The sequence below is a fragment of the Aeromonas sp. QDB23 genome (assembly GCF_027707745.1).
GTDB classification, from domain to species: Bacteria; Pseudomonadota; Gammaproteobacteria; order Enterobacterales; family Aeromonadaceae; genus Aeromonas; species Aeromonas allosaccharophila.
Window position 1 is genome coordinate 22,599 of the sequence record NZ_JAPCJA010000021.1, and the last position, 23,313, is coordinate 45,911.

The 23,313-nt window shown below is 58.9% G+C and carries 19 protein-coding genes and 6 tRNA genes; 13 read left to right on the top strand and 12 right to left on the bottom strand.

Going from position 1 to position 23,313, the window contains the following annotated elements; translation table 11 throughout:
* Nucleotides 1-69: 69 nt before the first annotated feature.
* Complete coding sequence (locus tag PG888_RS11010) at nt 70-681, bottom strand: riboflavin synthase subunit alpha (protein WP_182939607.1); 612 nt, start codon at nt 679-681, stop codon at nt 70-72.
* Between the two features lie 133 nt (nt 682-814).
* Here PG888_RS11010 and PG888_RS11015 point away from each other — a divergent pair, with 133 nt between their 5' ends.
* The 7 genes from PG888_RS11015 to PG888_RS11045 all read left to right on the top strand — a co-directional run bounded on the left by PG888_RS11015 (nt 815) and on the right by PG888_RS11045 (nt 3,262).
* The gene (locus PG888_RS11015; RefSeq protein ID WP_005345813.1) at nt 815-1,021 is read left to right on the top strand and encodes a YaeP family protein; all 207 of its coding nucleotides are present in this window, start codon (nt 815-817) and stop codon (nt 1,019-1,021) included.
* A gap of 150 nt (nt 1,022-1,171) precedes the next feature.
* Nucleotides 1,172-2,551, top strand: coding sequence for an MATE family efflux transporter (locus tag PG888_RS11020; RefSeq protein ID WP_139407851.1), 1,380 nt, complete (start codon nt 1,172-1,174; stop codon nt 2,549-2,551).
* Between the two features lie 229 nt (nt 2,552-2,780).
* Nucleotides 2,781-2,857, top strand: a tRNA-Val gene (locus PG888_RS11025).
* Between the two features lie 13 nt (nt 2,858-2,870).
* Nucleotides 2,871-2,947: transfer RNA gene (locus PG888_RS11030), tRNA-Val, on the top strand.
* Nucleotides 2,948-2,965: 18 nt separating this feature from the next.
* A tRNA-Val gene (locus tag PG888_RS11035) sits at nt 2,966-3,042 on the top strand.
* Between the two features lie 25 nt (nt 3,043-3,067).
* Nucleotides 3,068-3,144 (top strand) — tRNA-Val (locus PG888_RS11040).
* Between the two features lie 41 nt (nt 3,145-3,185).
* Nucleotides 3,186-3,262, top strand: a tRNA-Val gene (locus PG888_RS11045).
* Nucleotides 3,263-3,428: 166 nt separating this feature from the next.
* Here the strand turns inward: PG888_RS11045 and PG888_RS11050 are convergent.
* The 5 genes from PG888_RS11050 to fadR all read right to left on the bottom strand — a co-directional run bounded on the left by PG888_RS11050 (nt 3,429) and on the right by fadR (nt 8,213).
* Nucleotides 3,429-5,264, bottom strand: coding sequence for a sigma 54-interacting transcriptional regulator (locus tag PG888_RS11050; RefSeq protein WP_182939606.1), 1,836 nt, complete (start codon nt 5,262-5,264; stop codon nt 3,429-3,431).
* Nucleotides 5,265-5,450: 186 nt separating this feature from the next.
* Nucleotides 5,451-6,335: an AEC family transporter gene (locus PG888_RS11055; protein ID WP_058051547.1), complete on the bottom strand. Its 885-nt coding sequence runs from the start codon at nt 6,333-6,335 to the stop codon at nt 5,451-5,453.
* Between the two features lie 12 nt (nt 6,336-6,347).
* Nucleotides 6,348-6,905, bottom strand: coding sequence for a YaeQ family protein (locus tag PG888_RS11060; protein WP_058051548.1), 558 nt, complete (start codon nt 6,903-6,905; stop codon nt 6,348-6,350).
* A gap of 188 nt (nt 6,906-7,093) precedes the next feature.
* Nucleotides 7,094-7,234, bottom strand: a complete 141-nt coding sequence (locus PG888_RS11065; protein WP_005345965.1) for a TIGR02808 family protein — start codon at nt 7,232-7,234, stop codon at nt 7,094-7,096.
* 265 nt (nt 7,235-7,499) lie between these two features.
* Nucleotides 7,500-8,213, bottom strand: a complete 714-nt coding sequence (gene fadR, locus PG888_RS11070; protein WP_042059071.1) for a fatty acid metabolism transcriptional regulator FadR — start codon at nt 8,211-8,213, stop codon at nt 7,500-7,502.
* A gap of 333 nt (nt 8,214-8,546) precedes the next feature.
* Between fadR and nhaB the strand changes: the two genes are divergently transcribed.
* Both nhaB and dsbB read left to right on the top strand, forming a co-directional pair.
* Nucleotides 8,547-10,127 (top strand): Na(+)/H(+) antiporter NhaB, encoded by a 1,581-nt coding sequence (nhaB, locus tag PG888_RS11075; protein ID WP_182939605.1) that lies wholly within the window; start codon nt 8,547-8,549, stop codon nt 10,125-10,127.
* 97 nt (nt 10,128-10,224) lie between these two features.
* Nucleotides 10,225-10,746, top strand: a complete 522-nt coding sequence (gene dsbB, locus PG888_RS11080; RefSeq protein ID WP_058051550.1) for a disulfide bond formation protein DsbB — start codon at nt 10,225-10,227, stop codon at nt 10,744-10,746.
* 87 nt (nt 10,747-10,833) lie between these two features.
* Here dsbB and PG888_RS11085 read toward each other — a convergent pair whose 3' ends face one another.
* The 3 genes from PG888_RS11085 to uvrB form a co-directional block, all read right to left on the bottom strand.
* Entirely contained in the window at nt 10,834-11,481 is a 648-nt protein-coding gene (locus PG888_RS11085) for a DedA family protein (protein ID WP_042657456.1), read from the bottom strand.
* A 169-nt stretch (nt 11,482-11,650) separates the two neighbouring features.
* Nucleotides 11,651-11,914: a YkvA family protein gene (locus PG888_RS11090; RefSeq protein WP_182939604.1), complete on the bottom strand. Its 264-nt coding sequence runs from the start codon at nt 11,912-11,914 to the stop codon at nt 11,651-11,653.
* Nucleotides 11,911-13,923 (bottom strand): excinuclease ABC subunit UvrB, encoded by a 2,013-nt coding sequence (gene uvrB, locus PG888_RS11095; RefSeq protein WP_182939603.1) that lies wholly within the window; start codon nt 13,921-13,923, stop codon nt 11,911-11,913. The genes PG888_RS11090 and uvrB overlap by 4 nt, the downstream gene beginning before the upstream one ends.
* Nucleotides 13,924-14,057: 134 nt before the next feature.
* Between uvrB and PG888_RS11100 the strand changes: the two genes are divergently transcribed.
* Nucleotides 14,058-14,133, top strand: a tRNA-Asn gene (locus tag PG888_RS11100).
* Between the two features lie 773 nt (nt 14,134-14,906).
* Nucleotides 14,907-16,592, top strand: a complete 1,686-nt coding sequence (locus tag PG888_RS11105; protein ID WP_042059020.1) for an aspartate:alanine antiporter — start codon at nt 14,907-14,909, stop codon at nt 16,590-16,592.
* A 396-nt stretch (nt 16,593-16,988) separates the two neighbouring features.
* Here the strand turns inward: PG888_RS11105 and fabB are convergent, their stop codons facing one another.
* Nucleotides 16,989-18,200, bottom strand: a complete 1,212-nt coding sequence (gene fabB, locus PG888_RS11110) for a beta-ketoacyl-ACP synthase I (protein WP_075112161.1) — start codon at nt 18,198-18,200, stop codon at nt 16,989-16,991.
* 90 nt (nt 18,201-18,290) lie between these two features.
* On the opposite strand from fabB, the gene mnmC reads away from it, so the two are divergent.
* Nucleotides 18,291-20,309, top strand: a complete 2,019-nt coding sequence (gene mnmC / locus PG888_RS11115) for a bifunctional tRNA (5-methylaminomethyl-2-thiouridine)(34)-methyltransferase MnmD/FAD-dependent 5-carboxymethylaminomethyl-2-thiouridine(34) oxidoreductase MnmC (RefSeq protein WP_182939602.1) — start codon at nt 18,291-18,293, stop codon at nt 20,307-20,309.
* 131 nt (nt 20,310-20,440) lie between these two features.
* On the opposite strand, the gene PG888_RS11120 is transcribed toward mnmC, so the two are convergent.
* Both PG888_RS11120 and PG888_RS11125 read right to left on the bottom strand, forming a co-directional pair.
* Nucleotides 20,441-21,037 (bottom strand): DUF922 domain-containing protein, encoded by a 597-nt coding sequence (locus tag PG888_RS11120; RefSeq protein WP_182939601.1) that lies wholly within the window; start codon nt 21,035-21,037, stop codon nt 20,441-20,443.
* A gap of 183 nt (nt 21,038-21,220) precedes the next feature.
* Nucleotides 21,221-21,685, bottom strand: a complete 465-nt coding sequence (locus tag PG888_RS11125; protein WP_182939600.1) for a hypothetical protein — start codon at nt 21,683-21,685, stop codon at nt 21,221-21,223.
* Nucleotides 21,686-21,880: 195 nt separating this feature from the next.
* Here PG888_RS11125 and dcuC point away from each other — a divergent pair, with 195 nt between their 5' ends.
* On the top strand, nt 21,881-23,233 hold the full coding sequence (gene dcuC, locus PG888_RS11130; RefSeq protein ID WP_058051558.1) for an anaerobic C4-dicarboxylate transporter DcuC: 1,353 nt from the start codon (nt 21,881-21,883) through the stop codon (nt 23,231-23,233).
* The last annotated feature ends 80 nt before the right edge of the window (nt 23,234-23,313 follow it).

Sequence of the window (23,313 nt, forward strand, 5' to 3'; positions counted from 1 at the left end):
AGCAGGCAGAGACAAATAAGATGCGCGATCACCGCCCTGACACGGCACTGTGCCAGGGCGGTGATACCACTACTGGCGCGCCGCCAGCACCCGCTCCACGGTATCGACGATTGCCTGGGTCTGGGGATCGATCTCGATATTGGTCTGCCAGCCCGCCTTGACCCACCCCAGGTTGGTGCGGGCCAGTGTCTCGGGGATCAGGTGAACGCAAAACTCCCGCTCGCGCACCTCACCTATGGTCAGACTGATGCCATCAATGCCGATGTAGCCCTTGGTCAGCACATATTTCATCAGCTCGGGGGCGAGGCGATACCACACCTGACGGTTGTTGGGGGTGTCGATCACCGAGGTAACCTCTGCCATGCCGATGATATGGCCGGACATGGCATGACCGCCGATCTCGTCACCAAAGCGGGCCGCCCGCTCCACATTGACCTTGTCTCCCACCTGCAACAGACCGAGGTTGGTGAGACGCAGGGTCTCCTGCATCAGATCGAAGCTGACCAGCTCCCCCTCGACCCGGGTAACGGTCAAGCAGCAGCCGTTGTGGGCGACCGAGGCACCGAGGGCCAGCCCTTCCCCCCACGCCGGGCTTGGCATGCGGATCACATGGGTACGGAAGTTGGGTTGCTGCTCGATGGCCACCAGTTCGGCGGTCCCCTGCACTATGCCAGTGAACATCTCTCGTCTCCTGCGACGGCAAAAAGGGCAGGTTAACCTCGGGCAGAGAGTGAGACAAGGGTACAGGCTGACAAGCTTGCGCCCGATCGCTATAGTGACGCCGTTCACATCCGGGTAAACAAGGAAAAAAGAAATGCAGGTATATCAATGTTGTGAAGCTATTCGCATCGCCTATAACCAGATCGGCTCCGGCGAGCAGGGCTATGTGCCAAACGCCATTGCCGCCACCATCCGCGCCCTCAACGCGGTCGCCGCCGATGAGCGGGTACCCGCCGAACTGCGCGAGCAGGCAGCCTATGCCGCGGCCAACCTGCTGATCAGCGATCACGAAGACGCCTGATCCTGCCCCCCTGGGGCGGCAACTATTTCGTCCTGGATGAATTTCAGGCTAGAATGCCTCCCCCACCCTTTGCACTTTCGTCCGAAAGTGCAAAGGCTCTTCCCGATTTCCGCTCTTTTTTACTCTTATCTGATCCACTCGGAGGTGTCAGTGCAACGTTATTGGTCCGAGGCGAAGCAGCTCGTCCGTCTAGCCAGCCCCATTCTGGTCGCCCAGGTGGCCCAGGTCGCCATGAACTTCGTCGATACCGTGATGGCGGGACAGGTGAGCGCGGTCGATCTGGCGGCCGTGTCGGTGGCGTCCAGCTTCTGGCTACCGGTGATCCTGCTGGTGCAGGGGATCATCATGGCGCTCACCCCCATCGTCTCCCAGCTTAACGGTGCTCGCAAACGGGAAGAGGTGCGCCCGGCCGTTCATCAGGGCTTCTGGCTGACACTGATCGTCACCCCGCTGGCCATGATCGCGCTCTATTACAGCCCGCTGGCGTTGCAATTTATGGATGTGGAGCCGGTGATGGCCGCCAAGACCAGCGGCTATCTGCATGCCATTCTGTGGGGCCTGCCCGCTTTTGCGATGTTCCAGGTGCTGCGCAACTTCAGCGAGGGACTCTCCCACACCATGCCCACCATGGTGATCGGCTTTGTCGGGCTGGCGGTCAATATTCCCGCCAACTACATCTTCATTCACGGCCACTTCGGCATGCCGAAACTGGGCGGGGTGGGTTGTGGTGTCGCCACCGCCATCGTGCTGTGGGCCATGCTGCTGGCGATGATCCTCTATGTGAAGCTCTCCCGTCACTTCACCGAGATCCGTCTCTTCTCCCAGCTGGCTCGCCCCAACGGCAGCCAGATCTGGCGCCTGTTTCGCTTGGGGTTCCCCATCGCCATGGCGATCTTCTGCGAGGTGACCCTGTTTGCCGTGGTGGCGCTGATGCTGGCCCCCTTTGGCGCCGAAACGGTGGCGAGCCACCAGATTGCGCTCAACTTCTCCAGTCTGGTCTTTATGCTGCCACTCTCCATCGGGGTGGGTGTCACCATCCGGGTGGGCCACAGCATCGGTGAAGGCCAGCCCCATCACGCCCGAGTGGCCGCCCGCACCGGTCTTATGCTGGGCGTGAGTGTCGCTGCACTCACCGCTACGGTGACCGTGCTGCTACGGGAGCACATCGCCAGCATCTATACCGATGACCTGCAGGTGATCGCCCTGGCGGCCACCTTGCTGTTCTTCGCAGCCATCTACCAGCTCTCCGACTCGGTGCAGGTGGTCGCGGCCGCTGCGCTGCGCGGTTACAAGGATACCCAGGCGATCTTCTACGTCACCATCGTCGCCTACTGGGGACTGGGGCTGCCCACCGGCATGATCCTGGGTCTGACCGACTGGCTGGTACCGCGGATGGGGCCGCAGGGCTTCTGGATTGGCTTTATCGTCGGCCTCACCAGCGCTGCCCTGATGCTGGGGGCAAGATTGCGCTACATCTACGGCCGTTTTGCCACTCCAGAGGCCTGCACCACCCTGTCTCGGGCCCAGTAACAGGGCTTGGCAAGCGACAACTCGCCTGCAAAATCAACAGGCTGCGCAAGAACTGGGCAAACAGTCTCCTTTGTGCATATGGCCTGTTGACAGCCTTGGGGGGCATGGGTAGTATGCCGACCACGCCAGCACTGCTGGTGCAGTGAAGTGGGTTTGTTGCTCGGTTGGTCAGAGCATGACCTTGGCATGGTGAAGATTGTGTCGTTGGTTCGAATTCATTTCATCGAGTGGGTTTATAGCTCAGTTGGTTAGAGCACTACCTTGACATGGTAGGGGTCGTTGGTTCGAATCCAATTAAACCCACCACTTTTTCTGTGATGCGTCCTTAGCTCAGCTGGTTAGAGCACCACCTTGACATGGTGGGGGTCGGTGGTTCGAATCCACTAGGACGCACCATTACAGAACACTGATTATGCGTCCTTAGCTCAGCTGGTTAGAGCATCACCTTGACATGGTGGGGGTCGGTGGTTCGAATCCACTAGGACGCACCATTCAGTTTAAATGAAATGCAGATGTGGGTTTATAGCTCAGTTGGTTAGAGCACTACCTTGACATGGTAGGGGTCGTTGGTTCGAATCCAATTAAACCCACCACTTTCCTGCATAAAGAAGTCAAAAGTCGCATTGCGCACCCTGCGTCCTTAGCTCAGCTGGTTAGAGCATCACCTTGACATGGTGGGGGTCGGTGGTTCGAATCCACTAGGACGCACCAGATTAAAAAAGCCCGCTCATCGAGCGGGCTTTTTGCATTCTGTCCAGCCACGCCCCTTCCCGCCAATCCGTTCAGCACCGACCGGGCAATGGCGCAGAGCCTTGTTCCAATAAAAAGCCCGTGTCATCCGATAAACGACACGGGCCGGATAGACGCCGCCAGATCTTCAGCTCTGCACGGCAATCTCGTACTTCTTTATCTTGCGATAGAGGGTGGCAATCCCAATCCCCAGCGCCTGTGCGGCCAATTTCTTGTTGCCAAGCCGCAGCAGGGTCTCTTCAATCATCTGTTTTTCCATGCTCTCAAGGCCGCTCTCACCCGGGACAGAGTCAGGCAGCTTCTCCTGCATGGCAGCGAGCGGTGCGGCGGCAGGGACATTGAATGCCGCATCCAGGTTGGTCACCGGGATCGACTGGGCCGTCACGCGATGGGGCTCCTGATTGCGGATGATGTTGGGGGGCAGCAGGCTGGCGTCGATCACTTCGCCCGCCTGGCTGACGTTGACCAGATATTCGATGAGGTTGCTGAGCTCACGGACGTTGCCCGGCCAGCGATACCCCTTGAGCAGCGCCATCACCTCGGGTGCCAGACCGGGATAGACGATGCCAATACGGCTGGTGTGCAGGTTGAGGAAGTAGTGGGTCAGCAGCTCCACATCCCCTTCCCGCTCCCGCAGTGGCGGCAGGTTGAGGGGGATGACGTTGATGCGGTAGTAGAGATCCTCACGAAACTTCCCCTCGGCGATGTATTGATCGAGATGCTGGTGAGTGGCGGCGATGATGCGAATATCCACCGGCACCGGTCGGCTGGCCCCGATAGGGGTCACCTCCCGCAGCTCCAGCACCCGCAGCAGCTTGGCCTGCATGGTGAGCGGCATGTCGCCAATCTCGTCAAGGAACAGGGTGCCCTGATGGGCCGCCTGAATCAGGCCCTGCTTGCCGCCGCTGGAGGCGCCGGTAAAGGATCCCTTCACATAGCCAAACAGCTCGCTCTCCAGCAGTTGTTCGGGAATGGCGGCACAGTTGATGGCAATAAAAGGCTTGTCCTGACGGGGACTCAGGCGATGGACGGCGCGGGCCACCACCTCTTTACCGGTGCCGCTCTCGCCGCAGATCAGCACGCTGGAGGGACTCTGGGCGATGCGGTGCAGCAGCCGCTTGAGAGTGCGCATCGGCTTGCTCTCGCCGATGAGCTGATCGATCCGCACATCCGGATCCGGCTCCTGAACCTGACCGGAGTGGGACTGATGAAACGCCATCAGAAACAGCTGTTGGCCCTGCACATGGTGCAACTGGCCGATGATCAGCTCCTGACGTCCTTCGAAGGTGATGATGTGCTGGATATGGCCACTCAGCCCCTGCCGGGAGAAGGTGAGCGGACGGATCCCCACTTCGCGCCCCTGCAGTTGTTCCTGCTGGCAACCCAGATGATGGAGCGCCGCTTCGTTGGCGTAGAGCAGTTGACTCTTGTCATCGAGCAGCAGGCAGCCCTGATCCATGTTGGTCATCAGATTGAGGAACACCTTGTTGACCCCGTCCGACAGCCCGCGCGAATCGAGCAATTTGGCCACAAAGATGGTGGAGATGTGGCGCACATAATCACACACATCCTGCAGATTGTTGTTGAGGCGCGCCTGCTGCTCGTCGCTGAAGGCCACCAGACTGATCACCCCGATACAGCGCTCATCCACCATGATGGGCACCCCAAGGAAGGCGCGCTCACGGCAGCTCTCCTTGCAGGTACAACCGTCACACACCGGATCATCGCTGGTGTGGGTAACGATCTTCTCCCGCTGGTTATCAATCACATAGCGCAGCAGGCGGGAATCCCCCTCCAGCTGACGTCCGAAGAACTTGCCATAGGGCCCGGTGCCAGCCACCCGAACCATATCGGCATCCACAATCTCGACCTCAAGCTGCAGCACACTCGCCAGCATCTTGGCAAAGCGCAAGATGGTAGGCTGGATCTGCATCAACAGACATTGGTTGCTCACGGATCTCATCCATCATTCCTTTTTGTTCTTGTTATCCTCCCCCTAAAGGGAGTCATGCTGGCCAGATACTAAGGGATATCAGGAGCAACTACTTCGGGGGGGATCACGAAAAGGGAAAATGGGCGGTATTCTCAGAACCTTCTGATGTGCGGATAAAAACCAATAAAAACAGAAATATAGAAGATGGCTTCCGGCTTAGCCCGGCAGATGGAGCGCGAGCCAGACCGCCAGCGGGATCACCAGCACAGAGAGGGCATTGCCGCCGAGCACGATGCTGGCCACCTTGTCCGGCTGACAGTGATACTGCTCGCAAAGCATGTAATTCAACACCGCTGGCGGCAGCGAAACTGACAACATCAACAGCGGGATCCACTCCGTCTTGAGGGGCAACAACCAGATCGCCAGCAGCAGCGATAATCCCCCCGCCAGCAGATAGAGCAGGTTGCACTTGAGCGCGAGCCCCAGGTGATCGAGCTCCCCTTCCATCAGGCGAATGCCCAATGCAAAGAGCATCAGAGGTACCGAGATCTGACCGAGCAGCGAGGCCGTAGTGACCACATATTCCGGCAGCGTGATATGCAGGTTGGCCACCAGCAAACCGGCCAGCGCGGCCCACAACACAGGGCTGCGCAGCCACAGCCAGCGGGAGGTATTGGCCGAGAGGATAAACATGCCGACCGAGAAGTGCAGCAGGTTGGAGAGCACAAAGAGGATCACGATGGCCCCCAGTTGCTGCTCGCCAAACGCCAGCACCATCAAGGGGATACCGAGATTACCGGTATTGCGGAACATGGCGGGCAAGATCAGCGCCGCCCGCTCAATCCCTTTGAGTTTGAGCAGGGCGAGCAGCAGACCGGGTAGCAGAATAACCAATGCCCCCGCCGCAATCAGCGGCAGATGCTCCGCCAGCGCCAGCGGATACTTGACCAGCGCGGAGAAGACCAGCGCCGGGGTAAACAGCTCGATATTGGCCCGATTGACGTAACCGAGGGCAGCCCCCGGTCGCAATCGCCCATAGAGTGCGCCGAGCCCGACGACCCCGAACACCGGAATGACGATATTGAGCAGGGCGCTGAGCATGGGCGGCGTCCGTTACAGTTCGCGGGCCGGTTTGCCCATCAGCACCACCGGATCCAGCGTCACTTCCAGTGCGCCGTTGCTGACCCAGAGCTGACCATCGGAAATGGTGCAGGTAAGGTGCATGGTGCGCTCGACCATGGCGGTAAGCGGCAGGGTCTGGCTGTCGGAGAGCTCGATGATGCTGAGGTTGTCGTGCTGGCTCAGCTTGCCCTGGTTCTGCTTCCACCAGACGCTGGTGCCACGGCCACCGTAGAGATAGAGCACTACCTGACGGGCGCGGTTGCAGGCTTTTTTCAGCCGTTTTTCATCGGGCTGGCCCAGCTCGATCCAGAGCTCTATTTCGTCCGAGTAGTTTTTGCACCAGAGTTCGGGCTCGTCATCGGCGCTCAATCCCTTGGTGAACTCCAGTCGCTCGGCGGCGTGCCAGGCAAAAGCCGCCAGCCGGATCATCATCCGCTCATCGGTTTCGGAGGGGTGGCGGGCCAGCGTGAGGGAGAAGTCCTGATACAGATTGCGATCCATATCAGACAAACTGATCTGGGCCTTGAATACGGTTGCCTTGAGAGCCATAGAAAACCTTGAACACCTGGATAAGAGAAAGATGATTGAAAAATACGGGCGCCAGTGTAATCAAAATCGGCGGCGGGTTCGACCATCCTGACCAAACATTTCCCCTTCCCTGCCGGGATAAGTGCTTTAAAAGACACAAAAAACAAATGCCAGTCCGAAGACTGGCATTTGGCGGCATGAGAAGCGACTCACTTCTCGGCGGACTGTACTCCGAACGCGTTCAGCAGCATGCAACAGGTCACTGCCACCGCCACGAATCCGCTCAGAAAGATAAAGGGCATGGCCCCGTATCCCAGTACTGTCCAGATGGTGTGTTCAAGAAGACTCATTGTTGTGTCCTTCATCCGGTGAAAGGTGTGTTCCTTCTGGCGGATATTGGCTCCGCTCTTGATGCCTCCATTTGACCTCAATCAGCGGTTGGGTCCTATGCCACCAAAGTGATAAATGCAGGGTTCATTTGCGCTGGATCAAACTTTTTGGCCAAATATCCATGCAGTTCAAGCAATTACCACCGCCAATCAAGCATAGACACAAAACCGGAAGGATAAAAAAACGCGCCGGATGGCGCGTTTCTTGGACAGCACAGGCAAGGGATCAGTTGTCGCACAGATCGCTTGGCATGTCCTGACGCAGACGGGTCCACAGCTTGCCGGACTCGATACCGTACTGACGCACCGTCATGAACACGGCTTCGTGGTTCTTGGTCTCGGCCAGATTGAGCAGGGTCTTGTAATAGGCATCAGCCGTCTCGCGAGCCTGCTTGTCGGAGAAGTAGTAGCTGCCGACCCGGCTATACAACCCTTTGAAACCGTTCAGGATCAGGGCGTAGATCGGATTGCCGGAAGCAAACGCCAGCTGGTGGTGCAGGCGATAATCGAACTCGGCATAAGCCTGTGCGTTGTTCTCGACTCCATCGGCGCCACGCAGGATCTCGGCAGCCTGCTCCGGATTGTGACGGATCGCCCCGCGAATAAAGATGGTGCAGATGTGGGTACGGGCGGAGAGCAGCTGGGCCACCAGATCCGGCACCTTGTCCTGATCCAGACGGGCCAGTGTCTCCAGAATATTGAGGCCGGAGGTTTCCCAGAAATTGTTCACCTTGGTCGGCTTGCCATGCTGGATGGTCAACCAGCCATCACGGGCCAGTCGCTGCAGCACTTCGCGCAAGGTGGTCCGCGTCACCCCGATCAACTCGGATAATTCACGCTCGGCGGGCAGAATAGATCCGGGAGGAAAGCGATTGTTCCAGATGGACTCGATGATGTATTCCTCGGCAAACCCTGCTGGGCTCTGCGCTTTTATAACCATGAATTGACTCTGTTGTAATGCGTAAAAAGGCTGACGAATGATATCAAAGCGCTGATGGCTGGCAAGCATAAGGTCAGTCCTCTGCTCACATATGGCAAATATAGTGTTAGTAATATGTATTTAATCACCACAGGGGAGCCAGCCAACCCCGACAAGGTGGTTATAAAACAGGCACATGGGCAGAGATCCATCGGCTATCATTTATAATCGTCACGCTTTTTGATTAAAATCACGAGGAATCAGACAGATAAAGGCCAACATCCGGAGGCACAGGTCGAATCATCCTTGACTGCATAGAAGCAGATCCTAACAACAAAGTTGAGACCCATTATCATGCCAATAAGCCTAGGGCAGGCATTCGCCAAGAACTTCTTGGGCAATGCACCACAGTGGTACAAAAGCGCCATTTTGCTATTTCTGGTGATCAACCCGATCGCCTTCCACCTCGATCCTTTCATTGCGGGCTGGTTACTGGTCGTTGAGTTTATCTTCACCCTGGCCATGGCCCTCAAGTGCTACCCCCTGCAACCGGGCGGTCTGCTCGCTATCGAAGCCGTGTTGATCGGCATGACCTCCGCCGATCAGGTCAAGCACGAGCTGGTCGCCAATATCGAAGTGCTGCTGCTGCTGGTATTCATGGTGGCAGGCATCTATTTCATGAAGCAGCTGCTGCTCTATGTCTTCACCAAGCTGCTGATCGGGGTGCGATCCAAGATCCTGCTCTCCCTCTCCTTCTGTCTGGTGTCCGCCTTCCTGTCGGCCTTTCTCGACGCCCTGACCGTGATTGCGGTGGTGATCAGCGTCGCCACCGGCTTTTATGCCATTTATCACAAGGTCTCCTCCGGCAAGGAGTTCGGCCATCCCCACGACCATAGCCATGACGAGGAAGTCGCCGAGCGCAATCGCCAGGATCTCGACGATTTTCGCGCCTTCCTGCGCAGCCTGATGATGCATGCCGCCATCGGTACCGCGTTGGGCGGTGTCTGCACCTTGGTGGGCGAGCCGCAAAACCTCATCATCGGCGAGCAGGCTGGCTGGAACTTCGGCGAATTTGCCATTCGCATGTCCCCCGTGACCATCCCGGTCTTTATCTGCGGTCTGCTGACCTGCGTGTTGGTGGAACAGTTCCGCTGGTTTGGCTATGGTGCCCGCCTGCCGGACACGGTGCGATCCATCATGGAGGAGTACAACCGCTACGAAGAGGCAAAACGCAGCCAGCAAGACAAGGCCAAGCTGATCGTTCAGGCATTGATTGCGGTCTGGCTGATCGTCGGTCTGGCCATGCACCTGGCAGCCGTTGGCCTGATCGGCCTCTCGGTCATCGTGCTGGCCACCTCCCTGACCGGGATCACCGAGGAGCACTCACTGGGCAAGGCCTTCCAGGAGGCGCTCCCCTTCACCGCCCTGCTGGCCGTCTTCTTCAGCGTGGTCGCCGTCATCATCGATCAGCAGCTGTTCAAACCGGTGATCCAGCTGGTACTGGCAGCCAAACCGGAGAATCAGCTGGCCCTCTTCTATCTGGCCAACGGGGTGCTCTCCATGGTCAGTGACAACGTCTTCGTTGGCACCGTCTATATCAACGAGGTGAAGACTGCGCTGATCAATGGCGCCATCGACCGCGCCCAGTTCGATCTGCTGGCGGTGGCCATCAACACCGGTACCAACCTGCCATCGGTCGCCACCCCCAATGGTCAGGCCGCCTTCCTGTTCATGCTCACCTCGGCATTGGCGCCGCTGCTGCGCCTCTCTTATGGCCGCATGGTCTGGATGGCGCTGCCCTATACCATAGTGCTGGGACTGGTCGGCTTCTTCGCCGTGGAGTTGCTGCTCGCCCCGACCACCGAGTGGTTCTATCAGCACGGATGGCTGGTGATGGAGAGTGCGCTGCCGGCAGTGCAGCCAGCGCTTCATTAATCCGTGACTACGGATCCCGGGGGCCCTTCAGGGCCCTTTTCTTTTCTGCCCCGCTCTGCTCTAATTCAGCCACTGTTTTTTCTGAGAGATCAATGAGATGATCGAGTTTCTCCGCCGTATCGCCGCCCATCGGCTGGCCTGGGGTCTGCTGGCAGCATCAGCCCTGTTCCTCGAGTTGTGCGCCCTCTTCTTCCAGCATGTGCTGGGCCTCTCCCCGTGCGTAATGTGCGTTTACGAACGGTTGGCGACCCTGGGTGTGCTGGCCGCCGGTCTGCTCGGCATGGTGGCGCCGGATAAGTGGTATGTTCGCTGGAGCGCCATGTTGCTGTGGGGCTACAGTGCCTTCCGCGGCTTCCAGCTGGCCCTCCAGCATGTGGACTATCAGGTTAACCCCTCCCCGTTCAACGTCTGCAGCCCGTTTGCCGACTTCCCGAGTTGGGCCCCGCTCGATCAGTGGCTCCCCTGGCTCTTTATGCCGGAAGGGGATTGTGCCCAGATCACCTGGCAGTTCTTCGGTTACTCCATGCCCCAGTGGCTGGTCGTCATCTTCGCCGCCTATCTGCTGGTCTTCACCGTGGTGGCCATCGGCAATCTGGTGAAAGGACGCTGCTGCAACTGATCTGCATCTCTGCGTGGAACTAAAAAGGGGGAGCCATTGTGGCTCCCCCTTCTCGTTCTGTCTGACCGTGTTTTGTCTGACCGTTGATTACGCCTTGGCAGCACCCATCTTGGCCTTGACCGCGCCAATCACCATGGGCAACAGCGAGATGCCGATGATGCCGAAGATCAGCAGGGTAAAGTTCTGACGCACCACTGGCAGATTGCCGAAGAAGTGGCCAGCATAGACGAAGGAGAGTACCCACAGCAGACCGCCGACCAGATTGAACGCCAGGAAACGGGGATAGGTCATGGCCCCCATCCCTGCCACGAACGGCGCAAAGGTCCGCACGATGGGCAAGAAGCGGGTGATGATGATGGTCTTGCCGCCATGCTTGGCATAGAAGGCGTGAGTCTTGTCCAGATAGTCGCGACGGAAGATTTTGGAATCGGGATTGCGGAACAGTTGCTCACCGAAGAAGTGGCCGATGGTGTAGTTGACTACATTGCCCAGCACGGCCGCGATGATCAGTACCCCGGCCAGGGTGTGGACGTCCAGCACGCTGCCCACGGTGAGGGCACCGGCGGCAAACAGCAGGGAGTCACCCGGCAGGAACGGCGTCACTACCAGCCCGGTTTCACAGAAGATGATCAGAAACAGGATGGCGTAAACCCAGACGCCATAGTTCTCGAACAGCTCTTTCAAATGCACATCAACGTGCAGGATAAAGTCGATAGCAAAGAGGATCAGATCCATTTTTTCCATATCCATAAAGTGAACGGCGTGGAGTCTACGCCAATGCGATCCGGGTCACAATCTTCGGAACTGCCTCTTTTTTATCCCGCTGCGGCAGAGGTCAAATAAAACCGTTTTACCGCAGCTTGCCACGCGATGCATCAGGAGCAACCCGAAGAAGCGGACCTCCCTATGTATGAGGCGCCGACTCCAGATCGCTGCGCACGGCGGGGGGCAGGCAACGCTCCCAGCCCCACAACAACACCAGCAGCAGGGTCACATCATCGAACCAACCCAGCAAGGGCACCACGTCGGGAACAAGATCCACCGGACTGATGCCATAGAGCAGGATAAGGATCACCAGTCCCTTCGCCCACCAGGGGGTGGCAGGGTGGCGAAAACCCTGATAGAGACGACGCAATCGCTGCCAGATAAGCCAGCGTTTGCGGCTCATGACTCGATCAACTCGCTGCGCAGCCGCTGGATCTGATCCCGCAGTGCCGCCGCCTGTTCGAACTCCAGATCCCGGGCATGCTGGAACATCTGTTCCTCCATCCGTTTGATCTCTTTGGCAATCTCGCTGGCTGAGCGGGCGTGGTACTCCCCTTGCGGCTCGGCGGCCTTGCGACTCCCCTTGCCTGCTTTGCCTGCACTGCGGCTGCCCCCCATGTCCATCACGTCCCCCACCGACTTGTTGAGCCCCTTGGGGGTGATGCCGTGCTTGAGGTTGTGGGCATGTTGCAGGGCGCGGCGCCGCTCGGTCTCCTCGATCGCCACCTTCATCGAGTTGGTGATGGTATCGCCGTAGAGAATGACCTTGCCGTTGAGGTTGCGCGCCGCGCGGCCGATGGTCTGGATCAGCGAGCGGGTCGAGCGCAGGAAGCCCTCTTTATCCGCATCAAGAATCGCCACCAGCGACACCTCCGGCATGTCGAGACCTTCCCGCAACAGGTTGATGCCCACCAGCACATCTAACTTGCCAAGGCGCAGGTCGCGGATGATCTCCACCCGCTCGACCGTATCGATATCGGAGTGCAGGTAGCGCACCTTGACGTCGTGCTCCGCCAGATACTCGGTCAAGTCTTCCGCCATCCGTTTGGTCAGGGTGGTCACCAGCACCCGCTCCTCCACCGCGACCCGCTTGCGGATCTCGGAGAGCAGATCGTCCACCTGGGTGGTCACCGGACGCACCTCGATCTCCGGATCGAGCAGACCGGTGGGGCGCACCACCTGCTGCACCACATCGCCGCCCGACTTCTCCAGCTCGTAAGGGCCGGGGGTCGCCGAGACAAACACCGTCTGCGGCATCAGCGCTTCAAATTCGTCAAACTTGAGCGGCCGGTTGTCCAGCGCCGAGGGGAGCCGGAAGCCGTACTCCACCAGGGTCTCCTTGCGGGAGCGGTCCCCTTTGAACATGGCGCCGATCTGCGGCACCGTGACGTGGGATTCATCGATGATGAGCAGACCATCCCCCGGCAGGTAGTCAAACAGGGTGGGCGGTGGCTCCCCCGGTGCCCGGCCGGAGAGGTAGCGGCTGTAGTTCTCGATGCCGGAGCAGTAGCCCAGCTCCTGCATCATCTCCATGTCGAACTGGGTGCGCTGGCTGATGCGCTGCTCTTCCACGAGCTTGTTGAGGGACAACAGCTGCTCGCGGCGGCTGCGCAGCTCCTCCTTGATATGCTCGATGGCCCCCAGAATAGTCTCGCGCGGGGTGGCGTAGTGGGTCTTGGGGTAGATGGTGTAGCGCACTACCGTCTGCTCGATGGCGCCAGTCAAGGGATCGAACTGGGAGAGCCGCTCCACCTCCTCATCAAACAGCTCCACCCGCAGCGCCAGCTTGTCCGATTCCGCAGGGTAGATGTCGATCACTTCGCCGCGCACCCGAAAGGTGCCGCGCTGGAAGGCCATGTCGTTGCGGGTGTACTGCAGCTCGGCGAGGCGGCGCAGGATATCCCGCTGGTTGATCACATCCCCCAGTTTCAGGTGCAGCATCATGCTGAGATAGGCTTGGGGATCCCCCAGACCATAGATGGCCGACACCGAGGCGACGATCACCACATCACGCCGCTCCAGCAGCGCCTTGGTGGCCGACAATCGCATCTGCTCGATGTGATCGTTGATGGAGGCATCCTTCTCTATATAGGTGTCGGTGGTCGGCACATAGGCTTCGGGCTGGTAGTAGTCGTAGTAGGAGACGAAATACTCCACCGCATTGTCGGGGAAGAACTCCTTCATCTCGCCATAGAGCTGGGCGGCCAGGGTCTTGTTGGGCGCCAGGATCATGGTCGGGCGGTTCAGGGTGGCGATGACATTGGCCATGGTGAAGGTCTTGCCCGAACCGGTCACCCCGAGCAGGGTCTGGTGGGCCAGCCCCGACTCGATGCCATCCAGCAGTTGGGCAATCGCCGTGGGCTGATCCCCGGCGGGTTGAAACTGGCTGGCTAACTTGAACAATTTGCTCATGAACACTCCCGACACAAAACAGCAGAGGAGCAGTGTAACCGAGGGTTTAGCAGTGGTACACCCGCGCCATCACCCACGCGAATGGCTTGACCACCTTTGGCACCTTCTGTATAGTGCTCCTCCTTGCTCGATGTTCCCCCGTAGTTCAGTCGGTAGAACGGCGGACTGTTAATCCGTATGTCACTGGTTCAAGTCCAGTCGGGGGAGCCAATTCCTCACCATCTCGGTGCAAGTTATCCACTTTAGTGCCCTCTCCTGCCAATTTTAATGCACAAGATCCCTCTTGCTGCTGACGCTCCCTTTTGTTACCCGTTCCGGCCCGACAGAGTTTTCTCCTGTCGTTTCTAACTATTTGATTTTTATACAAACATTTTTCTTACGGTATTTTTTGAACAGCACTTGCACCCCAGTAGTGGCGCGGCTTTGCGGGCGATGAACAGGATTCATAAACAGGGTTATCCACAGATTCTGTGGGTAAGTGCAGCAAGCCCTGTCAGGACGCGGGATTGCCCGTGATGGCGCCCGGCGAGGAGCCATTTTGCTGGCAAACCTGATTTTATGCTGTTTTGCCGCGGCCGCTGTAACAGGCCGGCAACAGGCTCTATTGGCACTTTCCTGAGACATCTTTTTGCCAGCCCTTTCCCCGTGAGCAAGCGGATAAAATCAAGCGATATTTGCATGGTTAGCACGGCGGCTCACCTGTGGTTGAATATGCCGAAACTGCGCTCCGACGATCGGCTGGACAGCAGAATCTATAATATTGCCCACGACCGGGCCGCGTCGGTAGCGGGCAGCATTTTTCACTAATTGACATCCGCTGTGGCAGCAAAAACCTCCTGATTTCATCCGCTTGTCTCCCTATCCCGCCACCTGCTCCGCAAATAGCGTCCGATAACGTCCGATTAATCGTCCCGTTGCGCTTCTTTATTGGGGATAGATCCGGCACAATATCGACCCCACATTTTTCCTCGGTTTTTCCGGGCATGACCATAGATTTCGTGACACTGCTACATCAAAGCGACTCCCTGCTGCTGTTCGTGGTATTGGCCTTCGGCCTGCTGCTGGGCAAAGTTCGTCTTGGCAACTTCCAGATTGGCAACACCATCGGCGTGTTGTTCACCGCCCTGCTGTTCGGCCAGATGGGCTTCGAATTTGCAGCCACCACTGAAAATGTCGGCTTTATGCTGTTCATCTTCTGTGTGGGGATCGAAGCGGGCCCGCACTTCTTCAGCGTCTTCCTGCGCGACGGCATCCACTACATCACCCTGACCCTGGTGATCTTGCTGACAGCCCTGCTGCTGACGGTGGGGCTCGCCAAGTTCTTCAATCTGGGGCCGGGCATGGCGGCGGGGATCCTGGCAGGATCCCTCACCTCGACACCGGCGCTGGTGGGTGCCCAGGATGCCCTGCGCAGCGGTCTGCTCAACCTGCCCCATCAAACCGATATGCAGGCGGTGCTCGACAACATGGGTATCGGCTACGCCCTGACCTATCTGGTGGGCCTGGTGGGGCTGATGCTGGTGGTGCGCTACCTCCCCTCGCTGGCTCGCCTCGACCTCAATACCGAGGCGCAAAAAATCGCCCGCGAGCGGGGTCTCTCCGACAGCGAGAGTCGCAAGACCTATCTGCCCATCATCCGCGCCTACCGGGTCGGCCCCGAGCTGGCGGCCTGGATCGGTGGCCGTACCCTGCGCGAAACCGGCATCTATCCCCATACCGGCTGCTATGTGGAGCGGATCCGCCGCAACGGCATTCTGGCAAGCCCGGATGGTGACGCCGTCATTCAGGAAGGGGACGAGATCGCTCTGGTGGGCTATCCCGAGAGCCACGAGAAGCTGGACGTCAACTACCGCAACGGTAAAGAGGTGTTTGACCGCAACCTGCTCGACCTGCAGATCGTCACGGAAGAGATCGTGGTAAAGAACGACTCCGTGGTGGGCCGCCATCTGGTAGAGCTCAACCTCACCGAGAAAGGGTGCTTCCTCAACCGGGTGGTGCGCTCCCAGATCGAGATGCCGTTCGATCGCAACATCATGTTGCAAAAAGGCGACGTGTTGCAGATCAGTGGCGAGAAGCAGCGGGTCAAACTGCTGGCCAACAAGATCGGCTTTATCAGCATCCACAGCCAGACCACGGATCTGGTGGCCTTCACCACCTTCTTCGTACTCGGTCTGCTGATCGGCTCCGTCTCGCTGGTGTTCGGCCAGATCGAATTTGGCCTCGGCAACGCCGTCGGCCTGCTGCTGGCGGGGATCCTGATGGGTTACCTGCGGGCCAACCACCCGACGGTCGGCTATGTGCCACCCGGCGCGCTCAGATTGGCCAAAGATCTTGGTCTGGCGGTCTTTATGGTGAGCACGGGTCTGAAAGCCGGTGGCGGCATCCTCGACCACCTCAGCGAAGTCGGTATGGTGGTGCTCTTCTCCGGCATGCTGGTGACCACCTTGCCGGTGCTGGTGGGCTATCTGTTCGGGGTCTGGGTGCTCAAGATGAACCCCGCCCTGCTGCTCGGTGCCATCACCGGTGCCCGTACCTGCGCTCCGGCGATGGATGTAGTCAACGAGGCCGCCAACAGCTCCATTCCGGCGCTCGGTTACGCCGGTACCTATGCGGTGGCCAACGTGATGCTGACCCTGGCGGGCTCCTTTATCATCGGCTTCTGGTTCTAGTCAGCGGCCATCAAATTACCGCTAACAAAGAAGGGAGCCTGAGGCTCCCTTCTTGCTCTCAGCCTTGCTAGCGGGATGCCGAACACACTCATTGGTGTGACGTCACCTGACAGCAGCCATCTGCGCTGACCTCTGCCACAAACGCACTCCCCCTATCCCACGATAACTGATGCTCTGCTCTGCTCTGCTCTGCTCTGCTCTGCTCTGCTCTGCTCTGCTCTGCTCTGCTCTGCTCTGCTCTGCTCTGCTCTGCTCTGCTCTGCTCTGCTCTGCTCTGCTCTGCTCTGCTCTGCTCTGCTCTGCTCTGCTCTGCTCTGCTCTGCTCTGCAGCATTGATGACAGAGCCCGAAGACAAAAAAAGCGCCCTGAGGCGCTTTTTTCATATCAACCGGATGATCAGGCTTTGAACTTGCTGAACACCAGAGAGGCGTTGGTACCGCCAAAGCCGAAGCTGTTGGACATGACGGTGTTGAGCTCGGCCGCTTCGTACTCGCGTACGATGGGCAGACCCACGGCCTTCTCGTCCAGATTCTCGATGTTGATGCTGGGGGCGATAAAGCCGTGTTCCATCATCAGCAGGGAGTAGACAGCCTCATGCACACCGGCAGCGCCCAGCGCATGGCCAGTCATCGCCTTGGTCGCTGAGATCTTGGGTCCGTTGGTGCCAAACAGAGTCTGGATTGCTTCCAGCTCCTTGGTGTCACCGACCGGAGTGGAGGTACCGTGGGTGTTGATGTAATCAACCTTGCCCACACCCTGCATCGCCATCTTCATGCAACGCACGGCGCCTTCACCGCTCGGCGCAACCATGTCGTAACCATCGGAGGTGGCACCGTAACCGGTCAGCTCGGCATAGATATGAGCACCACGAGCCAGCGCATGCTCCAGCTCTTCGATCACCAGAATGCCGCCACCACCGGAGATAACGAAACCGTCGCGGTCCGCATCATAGGTACGGGACGCTTTTTCCGGCGTGTCGTTGTACTTGGTGGAGAGGGCGCCCATGGCGTCAAACTGGATGGTAGAGGACCAGTCCAGCTCTTCACCGCCGCCAGCGAACACCACATCCTGTTTGCCAAGCTGGATCAGCTCCATGGCGTGACCGATGCAGTGAGCAGAGGTGGCGCAGGCAGAACTGATGGAGTAGTTGACACCCTTGATTTTGAACGGGGTGGCCAGACAGGCAGAAGTGGTGGAGGACATGGTGCGCGGCACCATGTAAGGGCCCACTCGCTTGACCCCTTTCTCGCGAGCGATGTCGCAAGACTCGGAGGTGTTTTTGCCGGAGGCACCGCCTGAACCGACCACCAGGCCGGTACGCTCGTTGGAGACCTGATCTTCCGGCAGCCCGGCATCTTCAATGGCCTGCTGCATGGAGAGATAGGCATACGCCGCCGCATCACCCATGAAACGCATGACTTTACGGTCGATCAGTTCAGACGGATCGAGTTTGATGTTACCCCAGACACGGCTACGCAGGTTGTGCTGTTCGAACTGCTCGGAATAGGTGATGCCGGATTTACCTGCTTTCAGGGAGGCCAGCACTTCTTCCTTGTTGTTGCCGATACTGGAGATGACGCCGATACCGGTGATCACTGCTCTTCTCATTAATTCATCTCGTCTGGAAAAACTGGCGCCAAGTCTACCCGCTTTCGGCTGCCAAACTGGTCTGCTTTCACGTAGAATGCCCGCGATTTTGTGACGCGAGCCGAGGAAAACGTGAGTCAAACATCCTTACATCATGCCCGATTGGATTGGAATGAAGCGGGAACTCCTGTCTCCAGTGACTTCGGGGATGTGTACTTTTCCAATAATAACGGTCTAAGTGAAACCCGCTACGTCTTTTTGCAGCAAAACCGGCTACCTGCGCGATTTTCGCACCACGATAGTGACAGTTTCGTGATAGGTGAAACAGGTTTCGGCACAGGTCTTAACTTTCTGGCGACAATGCAAGCGTTCCTGGAACAGGCGCCCCAATCCGGCAACGGCTCCCGTCTGCACTTCATCAGTTTCGAGAAATATCCCCTGACTCAAGGCGATCTGCGCAAGGCGCTGGCCGCCTGGCCCGAGCTTGGCCACTTGAGCCAGGATCTCATCGCCCAGTGGCCGCTGCCGGTATCCGGCTGTCATCGCCTGCTCTTTGCGGGCGGCCGCATTCGCCTCGACCTCTGGTTTGGCGACATCAAGGATATGCTGCCGCTGGTACCGCACCGGGCAGAGGGCCTGGTCGATGCCTGGTATCTGGATGGTTTTGCCCCGGCCAAGAACCCCGAGATGTGGACGCAAGCGCTGTTTGATGGGCTGGCCCGTCTCGCGCGCGCGAACGCGACCATCTCTACCTTTACCTGCGCCGGATTTGTGCGCCGTGGGCTGATCGCATCCGGTTTTGCGATGAAAAAGACCAAGGGCCACGGCACCAAGTGGGCCATGTTGATCGGTGAGCGCTGTGACAAGGCTCCCGCGCAGACGATCGCCAACCATTATGCGCGTCCGGTAGGCCGGAATGGCGAGATTGTGATCATCGGCGGTGGCGTCGCCTCGGCCATGACCGCACTCTCCCTGGTGGAACGGGGTCGCAAGGTAACCCTGCTGTGCGAAGATGGCGAATCGGCCACCGGCGCCTCAGGTAACCGCCAGGGCGCGCTCTATCCACTGCTTAACGGCGAGCACGATGCGCTGTCGCGCTTCTATTCGCTCGCCTTTGGCTATGCCCGCCAACGGCTGCTGGCACTGGCCGAGCACCATCCCATCGCTTTCGAATTATGCGGTGTGGTACAGCTGGGCTATGACGACAAATCCCGCGCCAAGCTGACCAAGATGAGTCAGGGCCCCTTCCCGCCCGAGCTGATGCAACCCCTTTCCGCCGCAGAGGCAGAAGCGATATCTGGCCTGCCCAGTGGGCATGAAGGGGCCAGCTACCCGCTGGGGGGCTGGCTCTGTCCGGCCGATCTCACTCGCGCAGCGCTGAAAGAGGCGCAAGCCAGCGGCCTGCTGCAGGTGGAGTACCACACCAAAGTGGTCGCCATTGCCGAGCAGACCGATGGCTGGCACATAGAGAGCCAGGATGGCCGCCACTGGCAGACCCCCAATCTGGTGGTCGCCGCCGGTCACCAGTTGCCCGCTCTGCTCCCCTTTGCCGAACTGCCGCTCTATCCGGTGCGCGGTCAGGTGAGCCATGTGCCGACCACGGCCAGCTTGCGTCAGCTCAAGACCGTGCTCTGTTACGATGGCTACCTCACCCCGATGCACAACGAGCAGCACTGCATCGGCGCCAGTTATGGCCGCAACCAGAGCAGTCTCGAGTTTCGTGCCGAGGAGCAAACCCAGAATCAGGCGCGGTTGCAAGCCTGTTTGCCGGAGCAAGCCTGGCCCGCCGAAGTGGATGTGAGCGGCAATGAGGCCCGCGTCGGAGTGCGCTGCGCCAGTCGGGATCACCTGCCGGTAGTGGGGCCAATCGTCAGATTGCAGGGGCTGGCGGATCACTATGCCAATCTGCAGCGTGATCAGCATAATGCCCAACCGCTGCCTCTTCACCCCGGCCTCTATGTGCTGGGGGCGCTCGGCTCACGGGGTCTCTGCTCGGCGCCGCTCTGTGGTGAGCTGCTCGCCAGCGAGATCTGCGGCGATCCCCTGCCGCTGGCCGCCGATCTGCTGGAGGCGCTCCACCCTGCCCGTTACTGGGTACGCAAGCTGCTCAAGGGCAAAGCACTGGCCTGAACCGGACTCTGCAAGCAATCTGCAAACAAATAGAATGGCCGCCCATCGGGCGGCCATTCTATTTATCAAATCGTGCGATATTGAGGAGGGTTGGCAGGATATCGGGCCCTATGCCCTATATAGAATAGCGCTCACTTGGGCCAATGCACCCCGAGCTGTTCGCCGTAGCCGGTCTGACGCTGAAAATCATCGAGTCGCCCCTTGACCTTGCTCAGCTCGCCGCTGCCCGCCGCCCACGCGGCATAGCGCAGCGCCTGACAATCTGCATGGTCGGGTAGCGCCGCAATCGCCCCGCCCACCTGATTGGCCCCTTGCAGCACCATCTCCTTGAAGCGGGACTCGTAGTCAAACATGCTGGAGAGCAGCCGTCCCCAGCGCTGACGGGCAGGATCGTTACTGCTCGCGCTCTCACGCCAGCGGGGCAGCAACACGGTGGCGTTGGTCGTGACCGTTACCCGGTTGAGCTGGCAGCGTCCCGGCAACTGCTCGGTATCCAGCTGCCACTCCATCTGATAACTCGCCTTGCCGAGCACAGGCTTGCCATTTACCTTGGGGGCACTCTGGGCAATCGCACGGGCAAGCTGGTCCGGGCTGGTTGCATGGACCTCATAAAAACGGACATTGATGCGGGACTCTGGCACCACTTGCGGCCGGCTCGGCTGAGCCTGACTCATCAGGGGCAACAGCAACAACCCGACCCCCACTACTCCATAAACCTTGCTGACCATGCCAGACTACCTTCCTTGATTGCACGGGCGGAGTACCAACCTTGGTGAACCCCACCGCCACACAGATGACGGGTATAGCCTATGTGTGACGACGAAGCGGCGCAATACAATGATGGGCCCAGAAATCAGAGCACGCTCACAGGTTGCGTGAGCAGAGTATGGCACAAGGCCAAAACTGTATTTTTATTGAGCATGGCGGCTGATCCGCTGCCAGTCGAGGTGGTAATTTTTCACATTGATGTCATGACCATCTATCTGAATAAAATGATCATTTTTAAGACGGTTGGCAAAAAAGTTCTGATCTGCCCCCTCGTTGAGCCACAGCTCGCAAAGACCCCGTTTTCCCTCTTTGCCATAAAATCGCGGGGTGGCCAGCAGCGCGACCCCATCCACCCGGATGGCGTGACGAGCCAGGCAGTTTGCTTCGGTGGTTTTGGATGCCAGCGCGGCAAAACGGGGTCTGTTCCCCTCGGCGACCACCAGTACGCCGTAAGAGTGGGGTGCCATGAGACGCCGCATGGCGACCGCCTGATGGGGGCCGGTTTGATGAAAACCGTCATTGGTCACCGCAAACACGCAAGTAGGTGAAAATAGCAGCGAAAGCAGGAAAAGACAGCGTTTAACGCCTATAAAATCACCCATCACCATATAAAAGCCTCAAAAGATACCCAAAGCTGGCAAGGGTAGGTAGCCAAACCCGCTGGGTAAAGTGCCTTTACCTTTCTTTAATTCTGTTCACGGGGTTAAACGTTGATTTAGCTCACACAACATCCGGTTTCCGGTCGCCAGTCTACCCCTATCGGAATAGACTCCCTCCACTCTCATCCAATCAGAAGGCAACATATGCTGGAACTCATTATTGGCACCCTGGTCACCCTGGTGGTGGGCCGTGCCATTTTCAAAGGATACTCCGCGACCGGGGTGCTGCTGAGCGGCGGCTTGCTGCTGCTGGTCGTCACCGCCATGATGGGCAAGCCGGTACTGCCGAGCAAAGTCGTCAGCACCGGTTACATTGCGACCGATATCTTCGAATACATCCGCTTCCTGCTCAACGATCGTGGCGGTGGACTGGGGATGCTGATCATGGTGCTGTGTGGCTTCGCCGGCTACATGAGCCATATCGGCGCCAATACCATTCTGGTCAAGCTGGCCAGCAAACCGCTCGGCATCATCAAGTCCCCCTACATCCTGCTGGTGGCCGCCTATCTGGTTGCCTGTGCCATGTCGCTGGCGGTGAGCTCCGCCACTGGCCTCGGCGTGCTGTTGATGGCGACCCTGTTCCCGCTGATGGTCAACATGGGGATCTCCCGTGGTGCGGCAGCCGCCGTGTGCGCCTCGCCTGCCGCCATCATTCTGGCACCGACCTCCGGTGACGTGGTGATGGCCGCCCAGGCCGCCAACATGCCGCTGCTGGATTTTGCCTTCAAGCTGACCCTGCCCATCTCGCTGGTGGCGATCGCCTGTATGGCGGTGACCCACTTCTTCTGGCAGCGCTACCTTGACCAGAAATCCGGCGAGCACAACGAGCCGGTTGCACCGGGCGATCTGGTGACGACGGCGCCTGCCTTTTACGCCATCCTGCCGTTCACCCCCATCATCGGGGTGCTGATATTTGACGGCAAATGGGGCCCGCAGCTGGATATCGTCACCATCATCGTCATGTGCATGGTGCTGGCCAGCCTGCTGGAACTCGTGCGTATCCGCAATGGCAAGGAGCTGCTGGACGGTCTGCAGGTCTGCTGGCGCAATATGGCTGACGCCTTTGCCGGTGTGGTCATGCTGCTGGTCGGTGCCGGTGTCTTTGCTCAGGGTCTGATGACCATCGGCTTTATCGACACCCTGCTGACCCACGCCCAGGATCTCGGCTCGGGCGGCATGATCATGATGCTGTCACTGGTGGTGATCACCACCCTGGCCGCCTTCACCACTGGCTCGGGCAACGCCCCCTTCTACGCCTTCGTGGAGCTGATCCCCAACCTGGCCAGCAGCCTGGGCATCAACCCGGCCTATCTGGTGATCCCGATGCTGCAAGCCTCCAACCTGGGTCGTACCATTTCGCCGGTCTCCGGTGTGGTGGTCGCCTGTGCGGGGATGGGCAAACTCTCGCCGTTCGAGGTAGTCAAGCGTACCTCCCTGCCGGTGGGCGTCGGCCTGCTGGTGGTGATCATCGCCACCCAGATCATGGTGCCCGCCTGATCGCTGACCAGCCCGGCACCCTGCCGGGCTGGTATCCTCCCCCCCCTTTGCAGTAGACTCGGTGCTCATTTTCCCCTAAG

Bases quoted from the DNA above. Each gene is read 5' to 3' on its own strand.
- PG888_RS11055 (WP_058051547.1), bottom strand. From the start codon at position 6,335: ATGCTCAGCGCCCTGCTCAATATCGTCATTCCGGTGTTCGGGGTCGTC.
- fadR (WP_042059071.1), bottom strand. From the start codon at position 8,213: ATGGTTATAAAAGCGCAGAGCCCAGCAGGGTTTGCCGAGGAATACATC.
- dsbB (WP_058051550.1), top strand. From the start codon at position 10,225: ATGATCGAGTTTCTCCGCCGTATCGCCGCCCATCGGCTGGCCTGGGGT.
- PG888_RS11010 (WP_182939607.1), bottom strand. From the start codon at position 681: ATGTTCACTGGCATAGTGCAGGGGACCGCCGAACTGGTGGCCATCGAG.
- PG888_RS11090 (WP_182939604.1), bottom strand. From the start codon at position 11,914: ATGAGCCGCAAACGCTGGCTTATCTGGCAGCGATTGCGTCGTCTCTAT.
- PG888_RS11060 (WP_058051548.1), bottom strand. From the start codon at position 6,905: ATGGCTCTCAAGGCAACCGTATTCAAGGCCCAGATCAGTTTGTCTGAT.
- PG888_RS11015 (WP_005345813.1), top strand. From the start codon at position 815: ATGCAGGTATATCAATGTTGTGAAGCTATTCGCATCGCCTATAACCAG.
- PG888_RS11120 (WP_182939601.1), bottom strand. From the start codon at position 21,037: ATGGTCAGCAAGGTTTATGGAGTAGTGGGGGTCGGGTTGTTGCTGTTG.
- uvrB (WP_182939603.1), bottom strand. From the start codon at position 13,923: ATGAGCAAATTGTTCAAGTTAGCCAGCCAGTTTCAACCCGCCGGGGAT.
- fabB (WP_075112161.1), bottom strand. From the start codon at position 18,200: ATGAGAAGAGCAGTGATCACCGGTATCGGCGTCATCTCCAGTATCGGC.
- PG888_RS11050 (WP_182939606.1), bottom strand. From the start codon at position 5,264: ATGAGATCCGTGAGCAACCAATGTCTGTTGATGCAGATCCAGCCTACC.
- nhaB (WP_182939605.1), top strand. From the start codon at position 8,547: ATGCCAATAAGCCTAGGGCAGGCATTCGCCAAGAACTTCTTGGGCAAT.
- PG888_RS11125 (WP_182939600.1), bottom strand. From the start codon at position 21,685: ATGGTGATGGGTGATTTTATAGGCGTTAAACGCTGTCTTTTCCTGCTT.
- PG888_RS11065 (WP_005345965.1), bottom strand. From the start codon at position 7,234: ATGAGTCTTCTTGAACACACCATCTGGACAGTACTGGGATACGGGGCC.
- PG888_RS11105 (WP_042059020.1), top strand. From the start codon at position 14,907: ATGACCATAGATTTCGTGACACTGCTACATCAAAGCGACTCCCTGCTG.
- dcuC (WP_058051558.1), top strand. From the start codon at position 21,881: ATGCTGGAACTCATTATTGGCACCCTGGTCACCCTGGTGGTGGGCCGT.
- PG888_RS11085 (WP_042657456.1), bottom strand. From the start codon at position 11,481: ATGGATCTGATCCTCTTTGCTATCGACTTTATCCTGCACGTTGATGTG.